Annotated in this window: 25 protein-coding genes; 19 read left to right on the top strand and 6 right to left on the bottom strand. The window is 57.8% G+C overall.

Translation table 11 applies throughout. From position 1 onward, the window contains the following. The first annotated feature begins 13 nt into the window (after positions 1–13). From ACK2JC_RS01255 to ACK2JC_RS01225, 7 genes are all read left to right on the top strand, one after another. Positions 14–679, top strand: a complete 666-nt coding sequence (locus ACK2JC_RS01255; protein ID WP_118755400.1) for a hypothetical protein — start codon at positions 14–16, stop codon at positions 677–679. Beyond that, a complete protein-coding gene (locus ACK2JC_RS01250) occupies positions 676–2,049 on the top strand; it encodes a four-carbon acid sugar kinase family protein (RefSeq protein ID WP_276855666.1) in 1,374 nt (457 codons plus the stop codon). Before ACK2JC_RS01255 ends, ACK2JC_RS01250 begins: the two co-directional genes overlap by 4 nt. Further along, positions 2,042–2,680 (top strand): class II aldolase/adducin family protein, encoded by a 639-nt coding sequence (locus ACK2JC_RS01245; RefSeq protein ID WP_320938017.1) that lies wholly within the window; start codon positions 2,042–2,044, stop codon positions 2,678–2,680. The genes ACK2JC_RS01250 and ACK2JC_RS01245 overlap by 8 nt, the downstream gene beginning before the upstream one ends. 142 nt (positions 2,681–2,822) lie before the next feature. Beyond that, entirely contained in the window at positions 2,823–4,127 is a 1,305-nt protein-coding gene (locus tag ACK2JC_RS01240; RefSeq protein ID WP_320938018.1) for a 2-hydroxycarboxylate transporter family protein, read from the top strand. A gap of 113 nt (positions 4,128–4,240) precedes the next feature. Next, positions 4,241–5,071 (top strand): hypothetical protein, encoded by an 831-nt coding sequence (locus ACK2JC_RS01235; protein ID WP_320938019.1) that lies wholly within the window; start codon positions 4,241–4,243, stop codon positions 5,069–5,071. Positions 5,072–5,075: 4 nt separating this feature from the next. After that, the gene (locus ACK2JC_RS01230) at positions 5,076–5,987 is read left to right on the top strand and encodes a LysR family transcriptional regulator (RefSeq protein ID WP_276947884.1); all 912 of its coding nucleotides are present in this window, start codon (positions 5,076–5,078) and stop codon (positions 5,985–5,987) included. Between the two features lie 117 nt (positions 5,988–6,104). After that, positions 6,105–7,076, top strand: coding sequence for a helix-turn-helix transcriptional regulator (locus tag ACK2JC_RS01225; RefSeq protein ID WP_092360365.1), 972 nt, complete (start codon positions 6,105–6,107; stop codon positions 7,074–7,076). Between the two features lie 43 nt (positions 7,077–7,119). Here ACK2JC_RS01225 and ACK2JC_RS01220 read toward each other — a convergent pair whose 3' ends face one another. Genes ACK2JC_RS01220 through ACK2JC_RS01195 form a run of 6 tightly spaced genes read right to left on the bottom strand, consistent with a single transcriptional unit; the run spans position 7,120 to position 11,753 of the window. Then, positions 7,120–7,713, bottom strand: a complete 594-nt coding sequence (locus ACK2JC_RS01220) for a sugar O-acetyltransferase (RefSeq protein ID WP_320938020.1) — start codon at positions 7,711–7,713, stop codon at positions 7,120–7,122. Positions 7,714–7,748: 35 nt separating this feature from the next. Further along, positions 7,749–8,486, bottom strand: a complete 738-nt coding sequence (locus tag ACK2JC_RS01215; RefSeq protein WP_320938021.1) for a class I SAM-dependent methyltransferase — start codon at positions 8,484–8,486, stop codon at positions 7,749–7,751. After that, complete coding sequence (gene citG, locus ACK2JC_RS01210; RefSeq protein WP_320938022.1) at positions 8,429–9,412, bottom strand: triphosphoribosyl-dephospho-CoA synthase CitG; 984 nt, start codon at positions 9,410–9,412, stop codon at positions 8,429–8,431. Before citG ends, ACK2JC_RS01215 begins: the two co-directional genes overlap by 58 nt. Then, positions 9,405–9,974, bottom strand: coding sequence for a citrate lyase holo-[acyl-carrier protein] synthase (citX, locus tag ACK2JC_RS01205; protein WP_320938023.1), 570 nt, complete (start codon positions 9,972–9,974; stop codon positions 9,405–9,407). The genes citG and citX overlap by 8 nt, the downstream gene beginning before the upstream one ends. A 15-nt stretch (positions 9,975–9,989) precedes the next feature. Continuing rightward, positions 9,990–11,048, bottom strand: a complete 1,059-nt coding sequence (gene citC, locus ACK2JC_RS01200; protein WP_320938024.1) for a [citrate (pro-3S)-lyase] ligase — start codon at positions 11,046–11,048, stop codon at positions 9,990–9,992. A 3-nt stretch (positions 11,049–11,051) separates the two neighbouring features. After that, positions 11,052–11,753: a response regulator transcription factor gene (locus ACK2JC_RS01195; RefSeq protein WP_092360370.1), complete on the bottom strand. Its 702-nt coding sequence runs from the start codon at positions 11,751–11,753 to the stop codon at positions 11,052–11,054. A 289-nt stretch (positions 11,754–12,042) separates the two neighbouring features. Here ACK2JC_RS01195 and ACK2JC_RS01190 point away from each other — a divergent pair, with 289 nt between their 5' ends. The 12 genes from ACK2JC_RS01190 (at position 12,043) to ACK2JC_RS01135 (ending at position 26,521) form a co-directional block, all read left to right on the top strand. After that, a complete protein-coding gene (locus tag ACK2JC_RS01190) occupies positions 12,043–14,262 on the top strand; it encodes an ATP-binding protein (RefSeq protein WP_276947894.1) in 2,220 nt (739 codons plus the stop codon). 103 nt (positions 14,263–14,365) lie between these two features. Further along, entirely contained in the window at positions 14,366–15,673 is a 1,308-nt protein-coding gene (locus ACK2JC_RS01185) for a CitMHS family transporter (RefSeq protein ID WP_092360372.1), read from the top strand. A gap of 212 nt (positions 15,674–15,885) precedes the next feature. Beyond that, entirely contained in the window at positions 15,886–16,185 is a 300-nt protein-coding gene (gene citD / locus ACK2JC_RS01180) for a citrate lyase acyl carrier protein (RefSeq protein ID WP_024734383.1), read from the top strand. Beyond that, positions 16,182–17,084, top strand: a complete 903-nt coding sequence (locus tag ACK2JC_RS01175) for an aldolase/citrate lyase family protein (RefSeq protein ID WP_092360373.1) — start codon at positions 16,182–16,184, stop codon at positions 17,082–17,084. Before citD ends, ACK2JC_RS01175 begins: the two co-directional genes overlap by 4 nt. A 2-nt stretch (positions 17,085–17,086) precedes the next feature. Further along, on the top strand, positions 17,087–18,646 hold the full coding sequence (gene citF, locus ACK2JC_RS01170; protein WP_092360374.1) for a citrate lyase subunit alpha: 1,560 nt from the start codon (positions 17,087–17,089) through the stop codon (positions 18,644–18,646). Between the two features lie 358 nt (positions 18,647–19,004). Then, positions 19,005–19,967, top strand: coding sequence for a hypothetical protein (locus ACK2JC_RS01165; protein ID WP_320938026.1), 963 nt, complete (start codon positions 19,005–19,007; stop codon positions 19,965–19,967). Positions 19,968–20,057: 90 nt separating this feature from the next. Beyond that, positions 20,058–20,582, top strand: coding sequence for a tripartite tricarboxylate transporter TctB family protein (locus tag ACK2JC_RS01160; RefSeq protein WP_320938027.1), 525 nt, complete (start codon positions 20,058–20,060; stop codon positions 20,580–20,582). A 14-nt stretch (positions 20,583–20,596) separates the two neighbouring features. Continuing rightward, on the top strand, positions 20,597–22,093 hold the full coding sequence (locus ACK2JC_RS01155) for a tripartite tricarboxylate transporter permease (protein WP_302325821.1): 1,497 nt from the start codon (positions 20,597–20,599) through the stop codon (positions 22,091–22,093). 3 nt (positions 22,094–22,096) lie between these two features. Further along, on the top strand, positions 22,097–23,455 hold the full coding sequence (locus ACK2JC_RS01150) for a sulfatase-like hydrolase/transferase (RefSeq protein WP_320938028.1): 1,359 nt from the start codon (positions 22,097–22,099) through the stop codon (positions 23,453–23,455). 26 nt (positions 23,456–23,481) lie between these two features. After that, complete coding sequence (locus tag ACK2JC_RS01145; protein WP_320938029.1) at positions 23,482–24,624, top strand: GntR family transcriptional regulator; 1,143 nt, start codon at positions 23,482–23,484, stop codon at positions 24,622–24,624. Positions 24,625–24,693: 69 nt separating this feature from the next. Further along, a complete protein-coding gene (locus tag ACK2JC_RS01140) occupies positions 24,694–25,821 on the top strand; it encodes an anaerobic sulfatase maturase (protein WP_320938030.1) in 1,128 nt (375 codons plus the stop codon). Positions 25,822–25,918: 97 nt separating this feature from the next. Then, a complete protein-coding gene (locus ACK2JC_RS01135) occupies positions 25,919–26,521 on the top strand; it encodes a cell wall hydrolase (RefSeq protein WP_320938031.1) in 603 nt (200 codons plus the stop codon). Positions 26,522–26,612 lie beyond the last annotated feature (91 nt).

Here is a 26,612-nt window from a genome sequence, read left to right as displayed (position 1 = left end):
GAGGAAACGATTGATGAAGAAACAAATAGCGCTGGTCAGCGTGACTCTGAACGCGGTCAATCCCATGACCGAATATCTGAGCAGCCGGGATCCTGAACTGCACCTGGTGAATTATCTGGACAGCTATCTGCTGGAAAAGGTGGGGAACGAGGGCGGCATTAATGACAGTTCGGTCCGCCGGATGTTTGACATGCTCTCAACGGCCTGTGCGGACGGGGCGGACGGCGTGATCCTCACCTGTACCATTTTCTCGCCCTATGTGCAGTATTTTTCCGGCCTGCTGTCCAGACCGGTGGTGTGTCCGGACGGGGCCATGCTGGACGAGGCCGCGGGATGTCCGGGGCGGACGGCGATTCTCTGTACCTTTACCGGAACCGTGGATATTACCCGGAATATGTACTGTGGTTTCCGAAGAAAGCGCGGACTGCCGGAGACGGTGGACATGTACGTGGTGGATGGGGCTTATGAGGCGGGTAAACGGCGGGATTTCGCTGCCCACGACCGCCTGATTCAGGAGAAGATACGGGAACTGGACGGACGGTATGAGCAGATTGTGCTGGCCCAGATTTCCATGGCCGGAGCGGCGGCCGGTGGTGTGGCCGGACACGCCAGAGTATTTACCAGCCCGGAGAGCGCGTACCAGTCCCTGATGAGGGCTGTGAGCGGGGAGGTACTATGAGCGGGTTTGAACTGGGCGTGGTGGCGGACGATTTCACCGGGGCGTCGGATGCCGCGTCCTTTATGGTGCAGGGCGGGCTGGACACGGTGCTGTTTAGCGGCGTGCCGGAGTCCGGATGGGAAAATATCCATGGGGCCCGGGCGGTGGTCATTGCGCTGAAAACCAGGACCGTGGAGCGGGAGCGTGCGGTGGAGGAGAGTATGGAGGCCTTCCGTTGGCTGAGAAAGGCGGGGGCCCGTCATCTGTATTTTAAATACTGCTCCACCTTTGACTCCACGCCGGAGGGAAATATCGGCCCGGTGGCGGACGCTGTGATGGAGGAGCTGGGAATCCCCTACACGCTGCTTTGCCCCTCCCTGCCGGTGAACGGCAGGACGGTGCGGGATGGGGCGCTGTATGTGAACGGCCTCCCGCTGCATGAGAGCCATATGCGGAACCATCCTCTGACGCCTATGTGGGACTGCCGGATCAGCGAGCTTATGCGGGGGCAGAGCCATTACCCCTGTGTGACGGTGGACGGAAACGGGAGGATCACCGGTTTGACCAGCGGTGTGCCGGAGACAAACGCGCTGTGTCCGGCCGGGGGTGAAACCGGCATGGACGCAGGGCCGGGCGCAATCGCCGGGATAAATGCGAAATTGGAAGAGCTGGCGGCCCGCTGGGGCCATCTCTACGCCGTGCCGGATTATGAGACGGACGGTCAGGGCCAGGGGATTGCCAGGGCCTTCGGCCATCTGCCCTTTCTCACAGGAGGATCCGGCCTGGCCGGGGCATTGAGCTGGGTATTTGCAGAGGAAGAGGAAAAAACTGGAAAATCTGCGAGGGAATCCAGGAGAGATGGGACGCCAGGGCGGGCGATTCTTATGGCCGGGAGCTGCTCCGCCATGACGAGGAGGCAGGTTCAAGTCTACCTGGCAAACGGATGCTTGGGGGTGCGCCTGGTTCCGGAAGAAATTGTGGCGGGCGCGCAGACTGTGGATACGGTGTGGGAGCAGATCCGGGATGCCCGGAGCGCGCCTCTGGTCTACAGTTCCGCCGCGCCGGAGGACGTGTTAAGGAGCCAGCAGCTGGGAAGAGCGCGGGTGGCCCAGGCCATTGAAGGGCTGTTTGCCGGGCTGGCCGTCCGAGCCGTGGAAGCGGGCTGGACCAGAGTGATTTCCGCGGGAGGCGAGACCTCCGGCGCTGTGACAAGGGCTCTGGGCTGTGTGGGATACCGGATCGGAGAAAGCGTGGCTCCCGGCGTGCCGGTGATGACGCCTCTGGACCGGCCTGAGCTGCGGCTGATTTTGAAATCCGGCAATTTCGGCGCGGAGGACTTTTTTGAGCGGGCGTTGAGGCTGACAGAGGGAGGAGAGCGGGATAATGGATGAGATGACAAAACGTCTGATTGAGGCGGGAAGAACGATTGTGGAAAAGGGACTGACCTGGGGAACCTCGGGCAATTTAAGCGTGCGGAGACAGGACCGCGTATGGATCACGGCCAGCGGTACCAGGATCGGAGCGCTGACGGAGGAGGATATTCTGGTCTGTGATCCGGAGGGCAGGGTGGTGGCCGGTAAGAAAAAACCCTCCAAGGAGACGGGCATGCATCTGGCCGTGTATCGGGAACGGCCGGACGCAGAGGGAATTGTCCACTGCTCGCCCTTTTACACCACGCTCTGCGCGTGCAGCGGGATAACGCTGAAAACCAATCTGTTCATCGAAGCCATGTACTATGACCGGAAGGTGGCGCGGATTCCCTATTTTCACGCCGGAAGCCCTGAGCTGGCTCAGGGAGCCGCCCGGGCTGCGAGAGAGGCGGGGGTGATTTTTATGTCCAATCACGGTATTCTGACCCTGGACACATGTCTTGAGGAGGCTGTAATGGCCGTTGAGATCACGGAGCAGATGTGTAAAATGAACGTGCTGGCTTCCATGGGAGGCTTTGGGCTGACGGAGACGGACAGCGGTATGGTGGAGGAGTTTCTGACCGGCGGGTACTACAAGAAGGTGAAGCGATAGGAAAAACCATATAACCATTATCTAATTATATGTATTTTAACTATGGGAAGATTTCATATAAAATATAGTTAATATCCGAGGCAGGGGGGAGGTGAAGGTTGTCGGCCTTGGATCAATCGTATAAAAATAGGGGGACTAACACATGGAAGAAAACAAAAAAAGCGGATTGAAACTGAACGGCGCACCGTGGTATATTGCATTGGGATGTATTCTGATTATCCTGGCATCCGCGTACCTGGGCGTGCTGGGGACGGATATGGCCAGCGTGCTGGCGCTCTGCGTGGCCATTGCGGTGATCTTCAATGAGATCGGCGAACGCCTTCCCATCTGGAACAGCTACATCGGCGGCGGCCTTCTGATGGTATTCTTCGGAACCGCAGTGCTGGTACAGTTCAACCTGATCCCGGAAAAGTATGTGGAGGGCATCAACACCTTTATCAGCGGTGATACGGGATTTTTGACCTTCTTCATCATTTTCCTGATCGCAGGCTCCATCCTCTCTCTGGAGCGCGACATCCTGCTGAAATCCTTCGCGGGATACATACCCGCCATCCTGGGCGGCCTGGTCTGTGCCATGCTCTTTGGAGTGGTGACCGGATTCGTGTTCGGAATCGGCCCCTCGGATATCCTGATCAAGTATGTGCTTCCCATTATGGGCGGAGGCAACGGCGCCGGGGCGGTTCCGCTGTCGCAGATTTATGAGGAAGTGACGGGCGATCCGGCGGCCAACTATTACGCGTTTGCCATCATTATTCTGACCATCGCCAACATCATCTGTATTTTAGCCGGCGCGCTGCTCAACAAGCTGGGCACGGTGAAAACGGAGTGGACCGGAGATAAGAGAAACCTGCTGCGCAACAACGCGGGCCTTGCCCGGGAGGACAAAAAGGTGCAGACCGGCGTCAAGGACATGGCCGGAGCCATGATGGTAGCCCTGACCTGCTACGCGGTGGGCCGCCTGTTTTCCAAGGTGATCCTTCCCACAATCTTTGGAGCCAGCATCCACCAGTTTGCGTACATGATTATTTTCGTGGTTATTCTGGCCGCAACGGGAATTATCCCGGCCAATATCTGCGCCGGAGCCAAGCGCCTCCAGTCCTTTATGACCGGCGCCTGTTCCATCATCATCATGGTGGGCATGGGATGTGACTTCGACCTGATAGAGCTGGTCAGCGCCTGTACGCCCGCCAATGTGATCATCGCGCTGATGGTTGTGGTGGGAGCGATTTTGGGCTCCGCGGTTGTGGGCTATCTGGTGGGATTCTACCCCATCGACTCCGCGGTTACCGCCGGCCTGTGTATGGCAAACCGTGGCGGAAACGGAGATATCGCGGTTCTCGGAGCTGCGGACAGAATGGAACTGATCGCTTACGCACAGCTTTCCTCCCGTCTGGGCGGCGGAATTGTATTAATTGTGGCGAGCTTTATGTTCTCATTTATGCTATAATCAAGGAAACCAAAGTATCATAACAGAGAGCCATAGGAGACAACCGGGGCATTTTCGCCCCGGCTGTTTGGCTGTGGCGGTCTGATGCTTATTTCGCGGAAGGAGAATCACACATGAGTAATTGCTATCAGCTTACCAGATGGATCAAATATGGCGGCATGGCGGTGGGAGCGGCGGCCGGGGCGCTTTTCTGCCTTGGCGGGACGGGGCACCTGGTTGTGCGCATTCTCTATGGAGTGTTGATTTTCGCGGTTGTCGGTGTGATCAGCTTTGCCGTTGCCCAGTACGGTTCGCTGAACCGGATGAACCGGGACCTGGCCTTTCTGAACCGGGACCTGGACCCGGAAGCGTTTTTGCGGGAATTTGAACCTGCGGCCAGGCGCTGCCGCCGGGATACCATTCAGGGAATCATGGCCTGGGTGTATGTGAGCAGCGGCTACAGCGCCCTGGGGGAGTGGGAGACAGCCCTGAAGCTATTGGACAGCCTTAAGCCGGAGCTGTTGAAAAACCGGGGACAGGCGGCCCTGGGACTGGTGCTGAACCAGAAATTCCAGTGCCAGTATGCACGGTCCGATCTGGAGGGAGCGAAGGAAACTCTGGAACAGCTGCGGGAATTGGCCGTGCAGATGCAGGGCAGGCAGCCTGCGGTGGCCAAAAATCTTTCCTATAATGCCCGGCTGTTCGGGGAATACTTAAGCTTTGCCGGGGGCGGTCCGGTGGATACCGAATATCTGGAGGAGGAAATCCGGCTGAGCGCCAGCCCCCTTCACCAGCAGCAGGTCTGTATGGTGCTGGCGGACGTGTATCACAGCCGCGGGCAGTTTGGGGATGAGAGAAGGCTTCTGACAGAGGTTTGCGCTCACGGCGGTAGGTTGAAACTCAGAGAAACCGCCAGACAGCGCCTGGATCAGATGGAGCGGGAAGACCGCGCCGGAGAGGAGTGAGCGAATGGATTTTCGGGAATTGGTCTATATCACGGTGGTGGCGGACTGCAAAAGCGTGACCGCCGCGGCGAAAAAAATGTATATTTCACAGCCGTCCCTAAGCCAGATCATCTCCAAGGTGGAAAACGACCTGGGCATCAAGCTGTTCGACCGGACGGCTTACCCCATCACCCTGACCTATGCGGGGGAGAAATACGTGGACACGGCCCGGAAAATTCTGATGATGAAGGACAATCTGCGCCGGGAGCTGACGGATATCGGCAATGGGGTCCGTGGAAAAATTACCGTGGGAATTCCGGTGGAGCGGGCGGGCTACATGTTGCCGGAAACGCTTAAGGAGTTTCGCCAGGTTTACCCCGGGGTAGAGATCCGCACCCAGGAGGCCAAGGCCTCCGTGCTGCTGGAAAGCCTGCAAAAGGGGGAGACGAATCTGGTGGTGATCCCCAAAAACGAGGATGGACTGGGGCCGGAGCTTCAGGAGGAGCTGATCTACCGGGAGGAGCTGCTGTTTGTGGCCGGCCCCGGGGTGGTGACGCCGGATATGCTGACGGAGGACGGCGCGTATATCCGGATGGAGAAGGTCACAGACCTGCCCTTTATTATCCTCAAAAAGGGCCATGCCATCCGCCGGGCGGTGGACCGGTTATTCAGGAACTGCGGCGCCACGCCCAACATCATCATGGAGACTACCAGCAATATCAATGCGGTGCAGCTGGCCAACTCCGGCTACGGGGCGACCATTGTGCCGGAACGCGCCGTGGAGATCTTCGGCGGACGGGAAAAGTTCAACTGTTATCCTTTGGGGGAGGCGTACGCCTGGGATGTGAACGTGATTTATCTGAAGGAATCCTATCTGGACGGGGCGGAGCGGTACTTTATCGAGGTGATGAAGAAGCTGTTTTCGCACAGGCAGTAGAGATGGAAGTACCGGCTTTTGAGGCGGGCTGTTTAAAAATACAGCAAGTAAAATCAAGCGCGTATTTCTCAGTTTCCCTATAATGGATACAGAGCGGTTGAATGGGAGAGCAGACGAATGTACGAATGGCAGAAGCAGATTCAAATGATCGTTGATGAAATCGACAAATGTATCCGGAATTATGAGGACGAGGCGCTGACGCTTGGCGATCTGGCCCGCTGTCTGGGGTATTCCGAGTTTTACACAACCCGAAAATTCAAAGAGATATCGGGTATGCAGTTTCGGGATTACCTGCGGCATCGAAAACTGGCCTTTGCGCTGAAAGAGGTGCGGGACAGCAAAAAGAGCATCCTGGAGATAGCCGTAGCCTACGGTTTTTCCTCCCACGAGGCATTTACCAGGGCGTTCAAGGGCATGTACGGCGTCACCCCCAGCGAATACCGGAAGCAGCCCCGGCTGTTGGTCCTTCGCACCAAAATAAACCCTTTCGACCGCTACTTTTTCGGATTGGGAGAAATTGGAATGATGAAATCCACAGACGACGTAAAGATTTATTTTGTAACCATCCCCGCGCACAAGTTCTTGCACATCAAAAACTATGAGAGCAATGGGTATTGGGATTTTTGGCAAAAACAGAGCGTGATCCCGGGGCAGGACTGTGAGACGATCTGCGGCCTGCTCGACAGCATGAGGGGAAAGCTGGACGACGACGGCGGGAGTGAAGTCAACAGCGGAAGCGGCCAGATCATGGCGTATATGAACGATCCCCAGGGCAGGCTCTGCGACTGGGGAATCCCGCGGACGGAGTGCTACGGAGCGCGCCTGCCCGCTGATTACAGCGGGGAAGTGCCGCCGCAGATGCTTCTGGCGGACGTGCCGGAAGCGGAATATCTCGTGTTTGAACACGGCCCCTTTGACTATGAGCAGGAAAAACGCAGCGTGGAGGAAACCGTTGAAAAGGCCATGGCCGACTTTGACTTCTCCGGCACCGGCTACTGCTACGACACTACCCCGGGCAGGCTTATCTACTTTTACTTCAATCCGGAGCGGTTTTGGAAATACATCAGGCCGGTGAGAAAACAGGATTGAAGCTGCGCTTCACTCAACCGGCGCCCGGTATTGAGTGAGATAATCAGCTGCGCTGGCGGTTTTCACGTATGACCCGGCAGGGGCTGCCGTATGCGATGGTGTCCGATGGGATATCCCGGGTCACCACGCTGCCCGCGCCGATCACCACGTTGTCCCCGATGGTGACGCCTGGCATGATGATGGCTCCTCCGCCAATCCAGACATTGTCCCCGATCACCACCGGGGCTGTCTGGGTTTTGCAGAACGCAAAGGAGCCGTCCTCCCGGGCTTCCCCGAAGCGGTCTCTGGCATCGGTGGGGTGGAAGGCCGTGTAAATCTGCACATTGGGCGCGATCAGCGCGTTATCCCCGATTACGATCCGGTTATCGTCCAGAAAGGTGCAGTTCATATTCACTTCGCAGTTGTTGCCAAAATAAATATTGTTTCCGTAATCCACATGAAAGGGGGCGGTGATCCAGAGGTTGTCGCCGCGGCCTCCCAGCAATTCTCCGAGGATGCGGTCCTTTTCCGCCAGATTGTCGGAATCAGTCTGATTATAGTCGCGGACCAGGTTTTGGGCTCTGTGCCACCTGTCCAGCAGCTCTCTGTCGCCGCAGTCGTAAAGCTCTCCGGCCAGCATCTTTTCACGTTCTGTCATCTGTTTTCCCTCACGTTTCCCGCCCTTTTGGCGCGTCATGAATTTCTGCTTTTTTCCGCCCGCAGGATCACCGTGCCGCCGTTTTGATAAAGCACGTCCACAGACTGAAATCCCCCGTTGCGTATGAGCTCCACCTGGCGCTCCAGGGTTAAGGGGATGTCGAGATGGACGAATACGTGGCCGGGCAGGCCGCTTTTTTTGCGCTTGTACTCGTACTGCTCCAGGCAGAGGCGTTCCTCCTCAGCGCAGCAGGCCATGTAATCGCATTCGATATAGTATCCGCCGGGTTTGAGGGCGCGGTACAGCTTTTGGTAGATCTGTTTCTTCTTTTCATATGGAAAATGATGCAGCGTCTCAAAGGAGAGGGCAGCATCGTAGCGCTCCGCCTCAAAGGGGCATTCAAAGTAGTCGGCCACAATGGCCTTGAAATGTTTGTCACGGTAGGTCTGCTGAAGCTTATCCATCATATCCCGGCAGAGGTCGATCCCCGTCACTTCCGCCTGGGGAAAACGCCGGTAAACCGCGTTCAGCTCCAGGCCGGTGCCGCATCCGATGTCCAGCAGGCTGTTCAGCCCATCCCGGAAAAAATCCGCGATATGGGCGTATTCCTCCGGCCAGTGACCCAGGTGCACGTCCTCATAGATTCCCAGGCGTTTGGAAAAAAAGTCCGTCATCTCCTCCGCAGGGGTATCACGGTCCTCCTTTAACCAGGTTTTTAATTCTTCCAGGTAAGCGTCAATCTCTTCCGGGGTGCGCTGTTTGCTTTGCAGCATGGCTGATCCCTGTCCTTTCTTTCATCCATAAGCTCCTGCAATCGCACAAAAAATATAGCAATCGCCAGCAGATCCGCGCATCCTCCCGGGCTGATGTTCCGGGCCACAAATTCACGGTTCAGCGCGGCCAGCTCTTCCATGGCTTGGTCCGTGATAATGGGGTGGGAGAGCAGCAGGCGGCGGGCTTCCTCCTGGGCGTACTCCAGGGTTTGGGGATTGGAGCGGATCAGGATGTTGGTGTCGTCCACATTGGCCATCAGGGTTAAAAGTACGTGGAGCCGGGCGCGGTTGGCGTCCGGCTGGACGGCCAGGGCCTGCTTCATGGCGGGCAGCGCGAAGAGGCGCAGGGCGGGAAAACCCTCCTGGGCCTCTCCGCGGATGCCGCGGTAGCCGTACTCGGCGAACAAATGCTCTCCATGGGTCACGGGGGGACGGGTTTTCATGCGGTCAAAGTCCTGCTCCAGCCAGTCCCGGGTAGCCAGCCCTCCCAGTTCCAGCACTTCGCAGGGGTCCAAAACGCCGGTGCGCCGGTACCGGTAGCCCAGGCATGCGGCGATGATTCCCAGGGAGAAGATGATGCCCTTGTGGGTGTTGACCCCGGCCGTGGCGGCGAACATGGCGGCCTCGGCTCTGACCCCGATGGGGCGGATGGCGGGAAACAGCTCCGACGGGGAGCCATCGAGAGACCAGCCGGCTTTTGCCATCTCCACCAGATAGGGCACCACGGCCCCGGTGCTCGCCACAAAGGTGTCATAGCACATATCCCGGTGGGAGCCGTTGTCGTGAAGGTCCACCAGGCCCGGCTTGGGGGTGGTGCGCACCTCTTCCAGCAGGCCGTAAGCGGCCGCGTCCCTGATGCAATCCAAAAAGTTGTCTAACCGTGTATCGTCCCGGCGGCTGTGCTCACAGCTGCTTTTTTCATTCATCAGACCGATAACTCCCCTCCCTCAGTATGGTTTGAATCTCCTCCACCAGCTCCGCTACGCTGTGACGGCGGCTGCGGCTGCAGGCGTGGGCCGGCTGGCCGCAGAGCAGGCAGGTTCTGGGGGCCAGGCCGAATTCCTCGCGGCTGACCTTCTGCCCGTCCAGGCGGATCACGTCGATGTCGTAGAGCCGCCCCAGGCGGCCGCCGTCCTCGATGGCGGCCATGCGCTCCTTGATCTCAACGGCGTCCCCGTTCACGCTGAGAAACAGCTCGTATCCGGTTTTCTCCCGGATCACCAGCTGTCTGAGTACGGTAAAACCGGCCTCGTCCAAAACGTCCAGGATGCGCCGGCAGCCCCGGTCAAAGGCCTCGGGCACCCGGTCCAGCACCTTGACCGGGCCGGGGATGTTTAAGGTCAGGCAGACAAGGGGGCGGTGAAACTCATCCAGAAAGGACTTCTGGATGGCGGCCCGCCGCTCCCTTGCGTTTAACATATCTTCCAGCGCCACTTCTTCCAGCAGGCCGGGGTTCTGGTTGTTGTTCAAAGCTTGTGTGTCCGGCATAATTCCTCCTGATGGTCAGTAATGTACCACGTCCGCGCAGCCCCGGATCTTCTCCGCCGTCTCCCGTCCTACATCGGAAATGAAATAGGAGTAGGTGGACTCGGGCACCAGGCCGTGCATCTCCTCCATGCGGTTTTCCTTGATCAGCTGCCGCACCTTGGAGGCGCTGATGGCCGTGCCGCCGGATTCCTTTCTGGGGATCACCGTGAGCGTCAGACCCGCCGCGTCCAGCTGTTCGGCCATCACCTGATTGTAGATGCCCGTGACCGCGCTGAAGGGCTCCTCGCCCACGTACCGAACCCGGATTCCCAGGGTCTTTGCGATCTTCTCAAAGATCGTGATGTCAAGCACCGCGTGGGAGCGGATCACCGTGTCCTTGTCCTTTAAAAAATAGGAGGGGAAGGTGGCGTTTGAGATCATATAGCTCTCCGTACGGTGGTATACCACATTGTTCAAATGGGCGGTTCCTTCCTTTACCAGCTGTTCCCGCACTGCAAAGGGCACTAGGGAGGCGTCCTCGCTGACCACAAACAGGTGCAGCACGTCGCAGTCCGCGGCGGCGGTCTCCACCAGGTACTGGTGGCCCAGGGTAAAGGGGTTGGCGTTCATCACCACCGCGCCCACCCGCTCTCCGGTAAGCCCGGACTTTTCCGTCTCCGCCAGAAGCCGCTCCAGATACCGCTCGAATCCGCCCTTTCGGTTCTCCATGAACACCACCTTGCCCTCCACCCGGGCGATCTCGTAAAATCCCAGGTCCTTAAAAAACAGGGCGGTATTGCACTTGGTGTAGAGGAACAGGTCCAGGATGCCACGGCGGTACTGATAGTCGATCAGGTGGCTGATCACTTGATTTAAAAGTCCCTCGCCCTGGTGGCGGTTGTCCACGGCCAGGCAGCGAAGGGTGTTGCCGAAGCAGGAGCCGGTGGCGGCCAGGTTGTAGTCCTCGTCGTAGAGGCCGACGGTGTAGTCCAGATTGCCGTCCCGCTCGATGCCCTCCTGGGCCAGAAGCTGTTCCATCTGGCGGACGGCCAGTTTGTCGCGGTAACGGATCTGGCTGAAATGATAATCCGACATAAATCATTCTCCTTCATTTACGGTAAATTTGTAACCAAGGCCCCACACGGTTTTGATGTAGCGGGGGCTTTTGGGATTGTCCTCGATCTTGTTGCGCAGATGGCTGATGTAGACCATGATGGCGTTTTCGTCCACAATGGAATTGCCCCACACCAGCTCGTAGAGCTGCTCTTTGGTGAAAACCCTTCCCACGTTGCTGATAAACAGCTTCATCATCACGTTCTCCTTGGAGGAGAGGGGAATCAGCTGTTCGTTCTTGAAAAATTCCAGGGTCATGTTGCTGTAGCGGAAGGGCCCGGCCGTGATGAAATTGTGGGCGTTGTAGGCGGCCTTCTTGTTCCGGCGGATCAGGGCCTTGATCTTGGCCCCCAGCACCACGGGATTGAAAGGTTTGGTGATGTAGTCGTCCGCCCCGATGTCCAGGCCGTACAGGGTGTCGAAATCCTCAGTGCGCCCGCTGAGAATGACGATGGGAATGTCGTTGCCGGTGGCGCGCAGATTGCGGATCGCGTCGAAGCCGTCGTCCACTCCGTTCATCATAATATCTAAAAGAATCAAGTCGAATTTCCGGTTTTGAGCCAGCGCCACGGCTTCCTGGCCGTTTGCGGCGGTCATGGATTTGAAACCGTTGTTCTCCACCACCTTGGTCAGCAGCTTGCGTATGGCCGGATCGTCGTCCACGATCAGCACCTTTTCATCCGCCATAATGATTTCCCCCTTTTGTGGCTATACCACCTGTCTATTCTCCTATTATATAGGAAAATACACGAAAATCAATCGTTAATTTTCTGTTAAAATAACAGAAATCAACAAATTATTAAAAAATTTTAAGACTATTTTATGGGATATTAAGATCGGGCATTTATAATAAAATCATAGCAAATGTGAATCCCCGATGAAAAGCGAAACAATATCGAAATACCCTTTGAGCGATGTCTATAGTATAATGGATGTAAAACGGAAATACAAGCCGAAAATGGGAGGTACAAATGCTATGAAACGGTGGAGGGAAACAAACGTCCGGTTCCATCTGGGAATCGCGGCGGCGTTCGCACTGGCGGCGGCCCTGGCCCTGGGGCTGGTCTACAGCTTCAACCAATATAAGGACCAGATCATCGAGGAACAGGAGGAACAGCTTCTGACCATCGCCAAGGCGGTCTCCAACAGCATCTCCGTGTACACGGATTTCTACTTTGCGGATCTGCTGGATGTGAATACATACGACGAGTACCAGGAGGCCGGAAAGCTGTACCTGGAGACAGGGGAGGAAGGGCCGATCCGGAAATTCCTCACCGAGCACATGCGGATCCAGAACGAGGACGTGTCCAACTTCCTGGTCAGCAGCGACCCGGAGAACGACGGGGAGCACGAGGTGCTGATTCAGGGCGGAGAGGATCGGACCTACACCAGCGTCAACTATTTTGACGGCAAGGAGAAGGACTCGCGCATCGACATTCTGCAGGACGAGGAGAACCAGTTTTACCTGGGACTGTCCATGCCTACGCTGGACGGGAGCCTGCGGCTGTACTTTGTGATCAACATCGAGCGCATGTACCAGAAGGTGGCCTCCTACATCAAGGTGGGCCAGAACGGTTACGTGATGATCAAGGACTCCACCGGCCGCATCCTCATGCACCCGGTGAAAAAGCAGATCGGCAAGGATGTGATCTCAGGCCGGGAAGCCATGTACCCGGATTTTGATTTAAGCGAGCTGGAAACCCTGATCGAGCACCAGAAGCAGGGCCGGGAGGCGGCGGAAATCTACCATTCCTACTGGTGGACCGACGAGGTTCCCCAGCGGGTGAAAAAGATCGCGGCTTACACGCCGGTTTGGTTCCAGGACGATTTCATCATCGTCAGCGCGGTTATCGACTACGACGAGATCGCGGCGCCCATCAGCCAGGCTATGATCAGCATCTCGCTGCTCACCATTGCACTCATGACCACCTTTGTGGTGGTTCTCTATAAATTGCGAATCTCCTCCATTGCCCGGACCAGGGCGGAGGAGGAGAATGAATATCTGCGGGAACTCAACAGCAAGCTGGAGGAGCTGCGCCGCAGGCAGGAACAGATGGCCCACAACCAGCGCCTTCAGCTGATGGGCACGCTCACCGGGGGCATCGCCCACGAGTTCAACAACCTGCTGACCCCCATTATGGGGTATTCCGGCATGATTCTGGCCGAGGCCGACCCCGCGGACGACGTCTACGACAGCGCCCAGGAGATTTACAGCGCGGCGGAAAAGGCCAAAGAGATCATCCGGCAAATCGCCTCCCTGTCCCGCAAACAGCCGGGGACGGCGGTAAAGCCCCTGGAGATCCGCCAGGCGGCGGAGCGGGTGCTGCGGATCATCGACACCGTGATCCCGCCCAATGTACACCTGACCACCTGTTTTTCCTGGACGGACGGCTGCCATATCCGGTGCAGCGAGACGGAGTTCAACCAGATCATTTTAAATCTCTGTACCAATGCGTTTTACGCCATGCGCAGCCGGGACGGCCATCTGGGCCTGGGCGGCGGCATGGTGAGCGGGGAGGAGGCGAAGCTTCTGTTCCACGCCCCGCAGTATGAGAAGGACTACGCCAGCTTCTGGGTGGCGGACGACGGGGAGGGAATCCCCGAGCAGCAGCAGAGCCACATTTTCGATCCCTTCTTTACCACCAAACAGGCGGGGGAGGGAACCGGGCTGGGACTTTCCACGGTCACCAGCATCCTGGAATCCCTGGGCGGAGGAATCCGCGTGGAGAGTAAACCCGGGCAGGGCAGCCGCTTTACCTTTTACCTGCCCCTGTGTAAGGGCGGGAGAGAAGAGGGCGCAGGTCTGAACCGCCCCGCCGGGGGAAACCGTGGGAGCGCCAGGCGCATCCTTTTAGTGGAAGACGACAAGAAAATCCTGAAACTGTTTGATAAAGCCCTGACGGCCGCCGGATTTGAGGTGACGGCCATCGGCAATCCCCTGGACGCGGAGGCCGTTCTGCGGCAGGGTGGCATCGACGTGATTGTCACGGACTACGCCATGCCGAAAATGAACGGCGCGCAGATCGCAGCCCTGGCCAGAACCCTGGGCCTGCACTGCAAAGTGATCCTGATCACGGGATTGGTGGAGGACCAGGTGTTGGAGTATTACCGAAAGAACCTGATCCACGAGCTGTTGTTAAAGCCGCTTGAGTGCCAGACCCTGATCGACGCGGTCAACCGGGAAGCCGGGAGATAAGAGAAACACCTGATGGAATTTAGCTCATTGGAAGAGGGAAGCCGGCCCCGCTCCATCTGAGTTAAAAATAAATGACTATTTTCCACAAGGAGGAGAAACGATTATGCCTTTAGCATTGCTTGGATTTGCTATGATCGTAGTATTTATGGGGCTGATTATGGCAAAGAAACTGAGTCCCTTTACATCCCTGATTCTGGTGCCCATCGTGTTCGGCCTGCTGGCCGGTTACGGCTGGGATACGCTGAAATACGCCATGGACGGTATCAAAGACGTGGCCTCTACCTTCGCCATGATGACCTTCGCCATTCTCTACTTCGGCGTGATGCTCACCGCAGGCATGTTCGACCCCATGGTCGACAAGGTGGTTTCCTGGTGTAAGGGCGACCCGCTCAAGGTTCTGGTAGGCACCGCCGTGCTGGCCGCCTTCGTCTCTCTGGACGGCGACGGAACCACCACGGTTATGATCTGCTGTACCGCCATGATCCCGATTTACAATCGCCTGAAAATCAAGAAGATTTATCTGGCAAACCTGATCATTTTACAGAACTGTATCATGAACCTGATCCCCTGGGGCGGTCCCACCGCCCGCGTGATGTCCGTGATGAACCTGGATGCGGGCGAGATTCTGGCTCCCCTGGTGCCCGGAATGGCTCTTTCCGCTCTGTATGTCATCGGCGTGTCCTATTATCTGGGCCTCAAGGAGCGCAAGCGCCTGGGCGTTACCAAGGACGTGTCCTACACGGTGAACAAGGTGGAAGTCTCCGATGAGGAGAAGGCGTGGAAGCGTCCGAAACTCATTATTTTCAACCTGATTCTGACCGCCGCCATCATCGCTGCCCTGATCATGGGACTGGCAAGCTCCGCCATCCTCTTCGGCGTAGGTACCGCCATCGCCCTGCTGGTGAACTATCCCAAGAACAAGGTGCAGAGAAATGTGATCAGCTCCATTGCGCCTGACATGATCAACGTGATTATGATGGTACTGGGAGCGGGCGTGCTGATGGGCGTGTTAAACGGACCGGAGGATGCGGGCATGTCAAACGCCATCGCGCAGTTTTTAGTATCCGTGATTCCGGAGTCCATGGGCCGTTTCTTCGCAGTGGTCATCGCCGTTGTCAGCGCCCCCGGCACCTATCTGCTCAACAACGACGCCTTCTACTACGGCGTGCTGCCGCCTCTGGCCGCAACGGCCCAGGCATACGGCTTTACCGACCTGCAGGTGGGCTTTGCAGCCCTGATGGGCCAGGCGTTCCACTTCTTGAGCCCGCTGGTTCCCTTCATCTATCTGCTGATGGATAAGACGGAAATCACTCTGGCGGAATATCAGGGATACATCTTCAAATGGTGTATCGGAATCTTCGTCATCTTTATGGGCATGGGCCTTGCATTGGGCTATCTGCCGATCCTGTAATCGTACCAAACCCGGGGGAACGTGCTCACAAACGTCCCCCGTTTTTCATAAGGGAAAATGGGGCCCAAAATATAGGTCAAACCTATACCACACATAAGGAATATAGTATTTGCCGAATACCGGAAAAAGGAATAAAATGAATATAGCAAATGTGAGGCCGATACCAATTTGGAGGGTACCCCCCGAGCAAAACCACAAGGAGGAGAATGGAAATGGAAATCAAGAAAGCGGCGATGGCCGGAACCTTGGAATCCAGCGATGCACAGGTTACAGTGGAGCCTGGCGCACAGGGGATTGAGCTTTCGATCGAGAGCAGTGTGATTCATCAGTTTGGAAGACAGATTAAGGCGGCGGTGATGGAGACTCTGGACCGTCTGGACGTGAAGGACGCCAAAGTGACCGTGGTGGACAAGGGCGCTTTGGACTGCACGCTGAAGGCACGCGTGGAGTGCGCGGTTTACCGTTCCAATGATGTGACAGAAAATCTGCCCTGGGGAGGTGCGATCAAATGATTCATCCGAATAAAAAGAGACTGAGAAGATCCATGATGTTCTTAAACGCCCAGAAGCCGGGCTTGATCAAGGATCCCTATATTTACGGAGCCGACTCCATCATGCTGGACTTAGAGGACGCCGTGGCTGAGAACCAGAAGGACGCTGCCCGCTATTCCCTGTACCATGCATTACAGGAGATCGATTACCGCGGAACCGAGCGCGTGGTCCGCATCAACGGCCTGGACACCCCCCACTGGCAGGAAGATATCCGCGTCTGTGTGGCCGGTGGAGCCGACACCATCCGCATCGCCAAGACCGAGTGCGCACAGGACGTAAAGACTGTGGAGGAGCACGTGCTGGCTGCTGAGCGCGAGTTCGGCCGTCCCGAGGGAAGCACCCTTCTGATGGCAGCGCTGGAGTCCTGCAAAGGCGTGCTCAACGCCCTGGAGGTGTGCCAGTCCTCCGAGCGCCTGATCGGCATCGCCCTGTCCGGCGGCGACTACACCAAGGATTTACAGACCGTGATCACCGGCACTGGCGTGGAGCTCATGGGCGCCAGACAGCACATGATCATGGCGGCCAGAGCGGCCGGCGTGCAGTGCTTTGACACCGTGTTCACCAACTTAGACGATATGGAAGGCTTTGAGAAGGAAACTCGGATGATCAAGATGATGGGCTTTGACGGAAAGAGCCTGGTCAACCCCCGTCAGATCGCCATTGTACATGAGATTTTCACTCCCACCCAGAAGGAGATTATCTTCGCCGAGAAGGTAGTCCGGGAAATCGATGAGAAGAAGGCGCAGGGAATCGGCGTGTTTACCGTAGACGGCAAGATGATCGATATCGCATTCTATGACGGAGCGAGGAGAACCATCGATCTGGCCAAAGCATCTGGTGTATATGAGGGGGATCTGTAATTATGATAAACGCAGTAGGAAGAGATATTCCGGAAGAAGTATTAAAGGCAACAGGCAAGGATATTTTCAGAGGCACCTTCGCAAAGGAAGGTTATGAATATAAAAAGGCCGCTCCCACGGTCCGCGCCTACATGGACCCCAATAAGTCCAAACGGGTGGATTCCATCCACGACGTGCTGGTAAAATGCGGCATCAAGGACGGCATGACCCTTTCCTTCCACCACCACTTCCGCGAGGGAGACTACGTGGTGAACATGGTGATGGAGGAAGTGCACAAGATGGGAATCAAGGACATCACCATCTGCGCCAGCTCCATGGGTAAGGCCCACGATCCCATCGTTCCCATGATCGAGGACGGCACCGTCACCGGCATCCAGTCCTCCGGCGTGCGCGGAAAGATCGGCGAGGCCATCTCCGCGGGCAAGCTTCAGAATCTGGCCATCATGCGCTCCCATGGCGGCCGCGTGAGAGCCATCGAGAGCGGCGAAGTGCACATCGACATCGCCTTCATCGGCGCTCCCACCTGCGACGAGTACGGCAACATGCGGGCCAACGGCGGCAAGAGCGACTGCGGCGTGTTATCCTACGCCATGGCGGACGCCAAGTACGCGGATAAGGTAGTGGCCATCACCGACTGCCTGGTTCCCTCCCCCAACCTGCCCGCCAGCATCTCTCAGGTGGACGTGGACTACGTGGTGGTAGTGGATGAGATCGGCAACCCGGCCAAGATCGCCACCGGCGCTGCAAAGCCAACAACCGACGTGCGCAAGATCCTGATGGCGGACTACTGCACGGAGTTCGTGATCAACACCCCGTATTTCAAGGATGGGTTTACATACCAGACCGGCGTGGGCGGCGCGTCCATCGCCTCCACCATCTCCCTGGGCAAGATCATGAAGGAGCGCGGGATCAAGATGAAATTCGGCGTGGGCGGCATCGCGGGCCCCATGTGCAAGCTTTTGGAGGAAGGTCTGATCGAGACGCTGGTGGACACCCAGGATTTCGACACCATCGCCATTGAGTCCATCAAGAACAATCCGCGCCACTTTGAGATTTCCGCGTCCGAGTACGCCAACCCCTTCAACAAGGGCGCTTATGTGAACCAGCTGGATTTCGTGATCTTGGCGGCCCTTGAGGTGGACGTAAACTTCAACTGCAACGTGGTGGTCGGCTCCGACGGAGTGGTCACCGGCGCTCAGGGCGGACATCCCGACACGGCGGCGGGAGCCAAGTGTACCATCGTGATCGCGCCCCTGTTACAGGGCAGAATCCCGGCTATCTGCAGCCAGGTGACCACGGTTACCACCCCCGGCGAGACCGTGGACGTGGTGATCACCGACTACGGCATCGCCATCAACCCGGCCAGACAGGACCTGATCGAGGCTATGAAGGGCGTGAAGCTGCCCTTCTGCACCATCGAGGAGCTGCGCGACAAGGCTTACTCCATCGTGGGCGAGCCCGATCCGGTACAGTTCGACGACCAGGTGGTGGGCATCATCGAGGCCCGCGACGGCAGCGTCATCGACGTGGTACGCAAAGTAAAAGAGTATGAGTTCAAGTAAAGGTTCTTTCGGAACCCCATGATTCGATAAATCCCTAGACAGACAGGCGGTGCGCGTATGCGCACCGCCTGTCTGGCGTCTGGGAAGGAACCGGAGTTTGGACTATTTGCCGGTGAGCCGGGGTAGTGACAGCGGATTTGACAGCAGAATTACGAATTCCGCCGGGAGCGGATTTGGGAGATATTGCCTTAATTGGAATCATATCAATACAACTTTTGTCTAAACGGCCTAAAAACAGACAACTTTTTAAAGAAAATTGCCTAAGTTGTTGAAAACCGTGAAACGCTGTGGTACTGTTAATTTACAAGATAACCATTGGACACAGTATTTGCATTTTAATAAAAAGGAGCGTGTATTGATGAAAAAGAGAGTATTGGCAATCGGTTTGGCAATGACGATGGCGGCGGCCGCGCTGGCCGGCTGCGGCAGCAAGACGACGACGTGGACCGTCACATGTCCCTGGGCCCCCTCCGGCGTGGCGGCGATGGTGAGCCAGAAGGCGGCCGCGCTCTCCAACACGTACTCGGAGAAGATCATTCTGGTGGCAGACGCGGTGAAGGGGGATGCGGCCACGGTGAACACCTGGGTGGCCGGGACCAAGGCCAATGATCCCAAGCTGGTGTTCGCGGGGGAGGGACTGTTCTCCATCACCTCCATTTTGGACCCGGCGAAGATGCAGTTTACATACGACGACTTTGAGTTTGTGGAAAACCTTTACTCCTCCGTGTTCGTGATGTCCGCGGACGCCAAGCTGGGGATCGACTCCATCGGCAGCCTGGAGGAATACATGAAGGCGGGGAACCAGGTGACGGTGGCTGTCAACGGCGCTACCGGCTCCGAGGCGTTTTTAGCGGCGTCCCTGTTCGGCGCAATGGGCTACGGCGGCCAGATGAAGCTGGTGGCCTACAGCTCCGCGGCGGAGGCGGCCCAGGCCGTAGCCAAGGGCGAGACCAATTTCGCCGTGTCCCATCAGTCCCAGATTCTGGAAACCTGGCAGCAGAAGGGCGCTTCCATCGTCTGCGCCTTTGACGGAGAGGACATCTCCGACGGTCCCTTCGCCGGAGTGGAGGGCGTTGGAAAGCACGGCTACCCCTATTTCCGCAACCGCTGCTTCATCCTGGCCCGCAAGGGAACGGACGCCAAGAAGGTGGCGGAGTTAAAGGAGCTCTACGACAAGATTCTGGCGGATAAGGAAGTGGCGGACTGGCTGGCAGACACCATGCTGCTGGAGGTTGACACCATGACCGGAGAGCAGGTGAAAGAGCACATCGAGAACGTGCAGAACATCGTAAACGAGTACCGTGATATCGTGGTTCAGTAGGAAAACGGCTGATATGCGGCTGTGAGTAATTGGAGATGGCGCAGGGAAAATATCCGCCTGCGCCATCTTTGAGATTGGAGGGATTTGACCATGAAAATCCAAGAGAAAACCGGAAAGGGTCTGGAGGCCAGGCTGGATGAGATCGCCGGGCGGCTGCGAAGGAAGGAGATCACGGTGCCCACGGACCTGCTGGGGGCGGCGCTGTTTCTGATTCTGGCGGCTCTGATCCTTTATCTGATGCCGGGGCAGGTGCCGGTGTCGGAGGCGGACGTGGTAAACGGGCGGCAGTTCCCCGCCATGCTCATGTGGCTGATGATCGTCTGCTGCGCCCTGCTGTTGATCCAGAATCTGATCAAGCTGGCGAAGAAGGAGCCGCTTCACACCTGCACCATCAATCTGCTGACCGAGGTCAAGGCCCTGATCATCCTGGGCATCCTGATCGCGGCCTATCTGATCTGCAAATGGACCGATCTGTTTGTGGCGGGCGCGGTGTTCTGCGCCGTGGCGTTTCTGGTCTATTTCCGCTGTAAAAAGAAGCTGTATTACGGGATTACCATCGGCATGGCGGTGCTCATCTGGGCGGCGTTCCGCTTCGGCCTTGGCGTCCGGTTTTAGAGAGGGGGATTTTTATGTCGCAGTTTATTCTTCCGGCGCTTAAAATGCTGTTTACGCTGGAAAATTTCCTCTGGATCAACCTGGGCGTGTTTATCGGCTCCGTGTTCGCGGCCATTCCGGGCCTGACGGTGATCCTGTGTATCATCCTGTTTCTGCCGTTTACCTACAAGATGACGGCCATCCCCGGCATGATGTTTCTGCTGGGAATCTACTGCGCGGGCGGCTACGGCGGCAGCGTTTCCGCCATCCTGATCAACACTCCGGGGACGCCCCACGCGGCTACCACCATGCTGGACGGCCATCCCTTGTCCCAGAAGGGCAGAACCAAGGCGGCGTTAAAAATCGCCCTGTACGCCTCCACCTTCGGCGGTATTTTCTCCGCCCTGATGCTGCTGTTTCTGGCGCCCCAGGTGGCCCGGGTATCGGCCCAGCTGGGAACCGCGGAATATTTCCTGGTCTGCCTGTTCGGTCTGACCATCATCGCGGGCATCTCGGGAAAGAGCATGATCAAGGGGATCATTTCCGCCTGCATCGGCCTGTTCATCTCCTGTATCGGTTCTGACCCGCTGACCAGCTACGACCGCTTTACCTTTGGAATCCCCAGACTCTACATGGGGCTGGACCTGGCCATCTGCCTGATCGGCCTGTTCGCGCTGATCGAGATATTAAAGAAGGCGGAGAAGAAGCCGGGGCGGCTTGTGCTGGACACGGAGCGGATCAAGGACGACGGGACCATCACAAAGAGCGAGTATAAACGGATGCTGCCGCCCGTGCTGTTGTCCTCCATCATCGGAACCATCATCGGAATCATCCCGGGCACCGGCGCTTCCATGGCGTCCTGGTTCAGCTACGACCGGGCCAAGGCCATTTCCCGGCACAAGGAGGAGTTCGGCCACGGCTCGGTGGAGGGCATCGCCGCCGCTGAGAGCGCCAACAACGCAGTGACCGGCGCGACCCTGATCCCCCTTCTGACGCTGGGAATCCCGGGGGACGGCTGCGTGGCCATCATGCTGTCGGCGCTGATGATCAACGGACTCAACCCTGGGCTGAGCCTGTTCACCACCCAGGGCGATATCATGTACGCGATTATGATCGGTCTGCTGTTTGTGAACCTGTTCATGCTGATCCAGGGAAAGTATCTGACGAAGCTGTTCGCCAAGGTGGTGTCCATCCCGCAGGAGATTTTGACGCCCATCATCGTGATTTTCTGCTTCGCCGGGGCGTACTCGGTCAACAAGTCCTATTTTGACGTGGCGGTGATCCTGGTGTTCGCGGTGATCGCCTGGACGCTCTACAAGCTGGATTTCCCCACGGTGCCCATTCTTCTGGGGCTGGTGCTGGGAAATATGACGGAGACCAATTTCCGGCGGGCCCTGCTGCTGTCCGAGGGCAGATTGTCGATCTTTGTGAGCAGCGGTTACTGCATCGCCTTCCTGGTGCTGATCACGGCGGCGGTGGCGATGATCATCAAGAGCAAGATACGGGAACGCAGCGCGGGGAAGGGGGAGTAGGACATGGCATACAATATTATCTTTTATTTCACGGACCAGCAGAGGGCGGACACCTGCGGCTGCTTTGGGCAGCCCCTTGACATCACGCCCAACCTGGACCGCCTGGCCGGGGAGGGAGTCAAGTTCGACATGGCCTTCTCGCCACAGCCGGTCTGCGGCCCCTGCCGGGCGCTGTTCCAGACTGGGCGCTACGCCACGGAGACGGGGTGTTTCCGCAACAATATCATGCTGCCGGGAAATGTGAAGACCCTGGCCGATTACATCGAGGAGGCGGGTTATGAGACCGCCTACATCGGGAAATGGCATCTGGCCAGCGACGGGGACTTGGAGAAGCCGCCGCGCATCGACCACACCGTGACCGCTGTTCCGCGGGAGCTGCGGGGCGGCTACACCGGGTACTGGCGGGCGGCGGACGTGCTGGAGTTCACCTCCCACGGCTACGACGGGTACGTGTTCGACGAACATGATAACCGGGTGGATTTTAAGGGCTACCGGGTGGACTGTATCACGGACCTGGCCCTGGATTTCTTTAAGGTGCGGGATAAGGAGAAGCCGTTTTTTATGACGATTTCCCACATCGAACCCCACCACCAGAACGACCGGAAGCACTACGAGGGGCCGGAGGGCTCCAGGCAGCGGTTTGGCAATTTTGTGCTGCCGGGGGATTTGGAGGCCCTGAAGGGGGACAGCGCGGAGGAATACCCGGACTACCTGGGGGCCTGCGCCAGCCTGGACGAGAATCTGGGCCGTCTGGTGCAGAAGCTTAAGGACGAGGGGATTTACGACGACACCGTGATCATTTTCGCCTCGGACCACGGTTCCCACTTCCGAACCCGCAACCTGGACGGCCATCTGAACGGTTACGACGACTACAAACGCTCCTGCCACGACGCGGCGGCCCACGTGCCCCTGGTGATCGCGGGAGGCCCCTTTAAGGGCGGAAAGACGGTGAAGGAGCTGGTGAGCACGGAGAGCCTGCCAAAGACCATTCTGGCCCTGGCCGGGGTGGACGTGGGCGGCCGGATGATCGGGGAAAATCTGCTTGACGTGGCGTTGGGAAAGACTGATAATAGACCTGACGAGGTCTATATGCAGATATCCGAGAGCCGCGTGGGCCGGGCGGTGCGCACCCCCGACTACCTGTACGCGGTGTACGCGCCGGGGGTGAACGGCGGGGAGGCCGCGGCCGCCGAGGTGTACGCGGACGACTTCCTCTACGACATGAGGACGGACCCCTTCCAGTTAAATAACCGGGCGGCCGACCCGTCCATGGGGGCGGTGAAGGAGGAGCTGAGAGGAAAGCTTCTGGACTGGATTTACCGGGCGGAGGGCGCCAGGCCCCGCATCATCGACGGGGAATAGGGAGATTCTGCGGGAATGAGGTGGGCATGAGCGCTCTGGGACGAAAATCGGATCAGGTATACAACTGGATTCGCGCCTATATCGACGAGAACAAGTTTTCTGCCAACTTAAAGCTGCCGTCCGAGCATGTGATCTGCATGCGGCTGGACGTGAGCCGGGAGACGGTGCGCCAGGCATTGGACCGGCTGGCGAGGGAGGAACTTGTCTACAAGGTCAGGGGAAGCGGAACCTATATCAATAAGGCGGTGGCGTTGTCCAGGGAGATGGGCAACGCTCCCGCCTGTGTTAAAATCGGGCTTATTTTACAGGGCCAGGACGCCAACGCCAACTCCGGGCTCATAAGCGGCATCCGCAACGTCATGCGGGAGAAGCAGGCGGACCTCCATTTGTTTTTCACGGACAACAAGTTTTCCAGCGAGCGCAACTGCTTGAACGTGGTGGCCTACCAGGATTACGACGGGTTCATCGTGGACGGCGTGAAGGCCAGCCTGCTGAACCCGAATCTGGACTGCTACCGGTATATTTACCAGAAGAAGATACCGGTGATCTTTTACAACAACTATTACAAGGAACTGAAATATCCCCGGGTGATCAACAACGACTGGAAATGCGCCCTGGAGCTTCTGGGCCTTCTGGCCCGGGCGGGGCACAAGCACATCGCGGGGATTTTCGTGTACGACAATTACCAGAGTATTGAGAAATTCCGGGGCTACGTGACGGCCCTGCGCAAGTACGGGGTGGAGTTCGACGACGACTATGTGAAGTGGTGCGTGTCCAACGAGGCCCACAGCCCGGGCTTTTACAAGGAAGTTGGGAAGTTCCTGAAGGGGCTGCCCAAATGCACGGCCATCGTCTGCTGCAATTTCATGATTCTCCAGGCGGTGCGGCGGTCCATGGAGGAGTCGGGCAAGCGGGTGCCGGAGGACTACTCCCTGGTCTGTTTCGACTACTCCGGCAGCGACTGGGAGGAGGCGGGGATCACCTGCTCCGTGCACCCGGGCTACCAGATGGGCCAGCAGGTGGGGAGCCGCCTGCTGCGGATGATCGAGAACCATGAGTACGCGGACAACGGCTACAGCTATGTGTTCGAACCGCGCATCTATGAGGGGCGGTCAATCCGGCGGATCGGAGGGACGGAGCGGGGAGGACGGACCGGAGGGACGGGATGAGCGGGCGTTCAGGATAACTGGGGTGTCGGTATAAACGAGTTTTAAGGACAGACAAAGGAGGACACGGCCATGCCGCCCATACAGCTTTTGATCAAACCCGCCTCAGGTTCCTGCAACCTGCGGTGCAGATATTGTTTTTACGAGGATGAGATGAGCCTCCGCAGCACGGCCAACTATGGGATCATGTCCCTGGAGACCCTGGAGGCGGTGGTGGAGAAAAGCCTGGCCTACGCGGACCGGTCCTGTGGGTTCACCTTCCAGGGCGGGGAGCCCACTTTGGCGGGCCTGGATTTCTTCCGGGAGCTGATTCGCCTGGAGGAGAAGCACAACCGCAAGGGGGTGCAGATTTCCAACGCCATCCAGACCAACGGTTTCGGCCTGGATGAGGCCTGGGCCGCTTTTTTTGCGGAAAACCATTTTCTCGTGGGCGTTTCCCTGGACGGGAACAAATACACCCACGACGCCTGCCGGGTGGGGCCGGACGGAGGGGGCACCTTCGAGGCGGTGATGAAGACCATCGCCTTGTTTGAGCGCTTTTCTGTGGAGTACAATATTCTAACCGTGGTGAACCGGGCCACCGCAGAGCGGGCGGACAAGATATACGCCTTTTACGCGAAAAATCATTTCCGCTACCAGCAGTACATCGCCTGCTTAGACCCCATGGGGGAGCCGGCGGGAGGGCGGGATTATTCCCTGACGCCGGAGCGCTACGGGGACTTTCTGATCCGGCTTTTCGACCTGTGGTATCTGGATTTGCAGAAGGGCAGGCAGCCCTACATCCGGCAGTTCGAGAACTACGTGGCTCTGCTTTTGGGTTATGAGCCGGAGTCCTGCGAGCAGAGGGGGCGCTGCAGCCTCCAGTACGTGGTGGAGGCCGACGGCTCGGTCTATCCCTGCGACTTCTATGTGCTGGACCGCTACCGGATGGGGAATTTCCTGGAGAACACGGTGGAGGAGCTGGAGCAGGGCGGCAGGGAGTCGGGTTTTGTGCAGGCTTCCCTGGAGCCGGACGCGGAGTGCCGGACCTGCCCTTACTTTCGTCTCTGCCGGGGCGGCTGCCGCAGGAACCGGGAAATCGGGCCGGACGGGGCGTTGGGGAAGAACTATTTCTGCCCGGCTTACAAGCGATTTTTTGACGCCGCGCTGCCAAGGCTAAGGGAGATCGCGGCGCGGTTGAGGATGGACGGACGGCATTAGTTAATCATTTTGTAACCTTTTTGTAATAATTAGTGAAAAAATGGATAAAATCCTCTTTGAAGAGATGCGAATGCAAATCCAATAGGAGGATTTTTTTATGTTTAATAAATTGAAACAGATTGCAGCGGCGGCCCTGTTTGCGGCGGCGGTTATGGCGACAACGGTTCAGGCCCAGGAAATTCAGGCTATGGCCCCGGAGGCGGTGGCCAGCGTAAACGGCCCTGGCGTGATCTACGTGAAGTTCGGCGGGCCGGGCATGGAGACGGCGCTGGAGACCGCGCCGGAAGGAAGGGTGGAGATCTGCGAAGGGCCGGGGAGCGCCGCTTCCGGGCAGATGACGGGGTACGGCGCTGTCCAGGGCTGGACTGAGGAGGACCTTTACGTGCTGGCCCACGTGATCTGCGGGGAGGCCCAGAATTGTCCCGACGACGAGCAGCGTTACATCGGCTCCGTGGTATTAAACCGCAGAAACAGTGGCCGGTATCCGGGCACCATCAGGGGCGTGGTGTTCCAGCCGGGCCAGTATTCCTGCACCCGGGACGGCAACTACTACCGCACGCCCACCGAGGCCAACTGGGCTAACGCCAGGTGGCTGCTGGAGAACGGCAGTGTGCTGCCCGGGAACGTGGTGTTCCAGTCGGGTGGACGGCAGGGAAAGGGCGTTTATCTGCGGACGGGGTATCATTATTATTGTTATTAAATGGGGCGCCAGGGGAGGGTTGAGGCATGCGGCAGGGAGATTAGGCGGTTTGCGCCGCGCCCGCCGGTCCTGCACTGCAACCCTCTGCCTC

Source organism: Enterocloster lavalensis (assembly GCF_046603895.1).
GTDB lineage: Bacteria > Bacillota > Clostridia > Lachnospirales > Lachnospiraceae > Enterocloster > Enterocloster lavalensis.
Note: the sequence above shows the minus strand (reverse complement) of the source record. Positions and strands in the feature narration are given on the sequence as shown.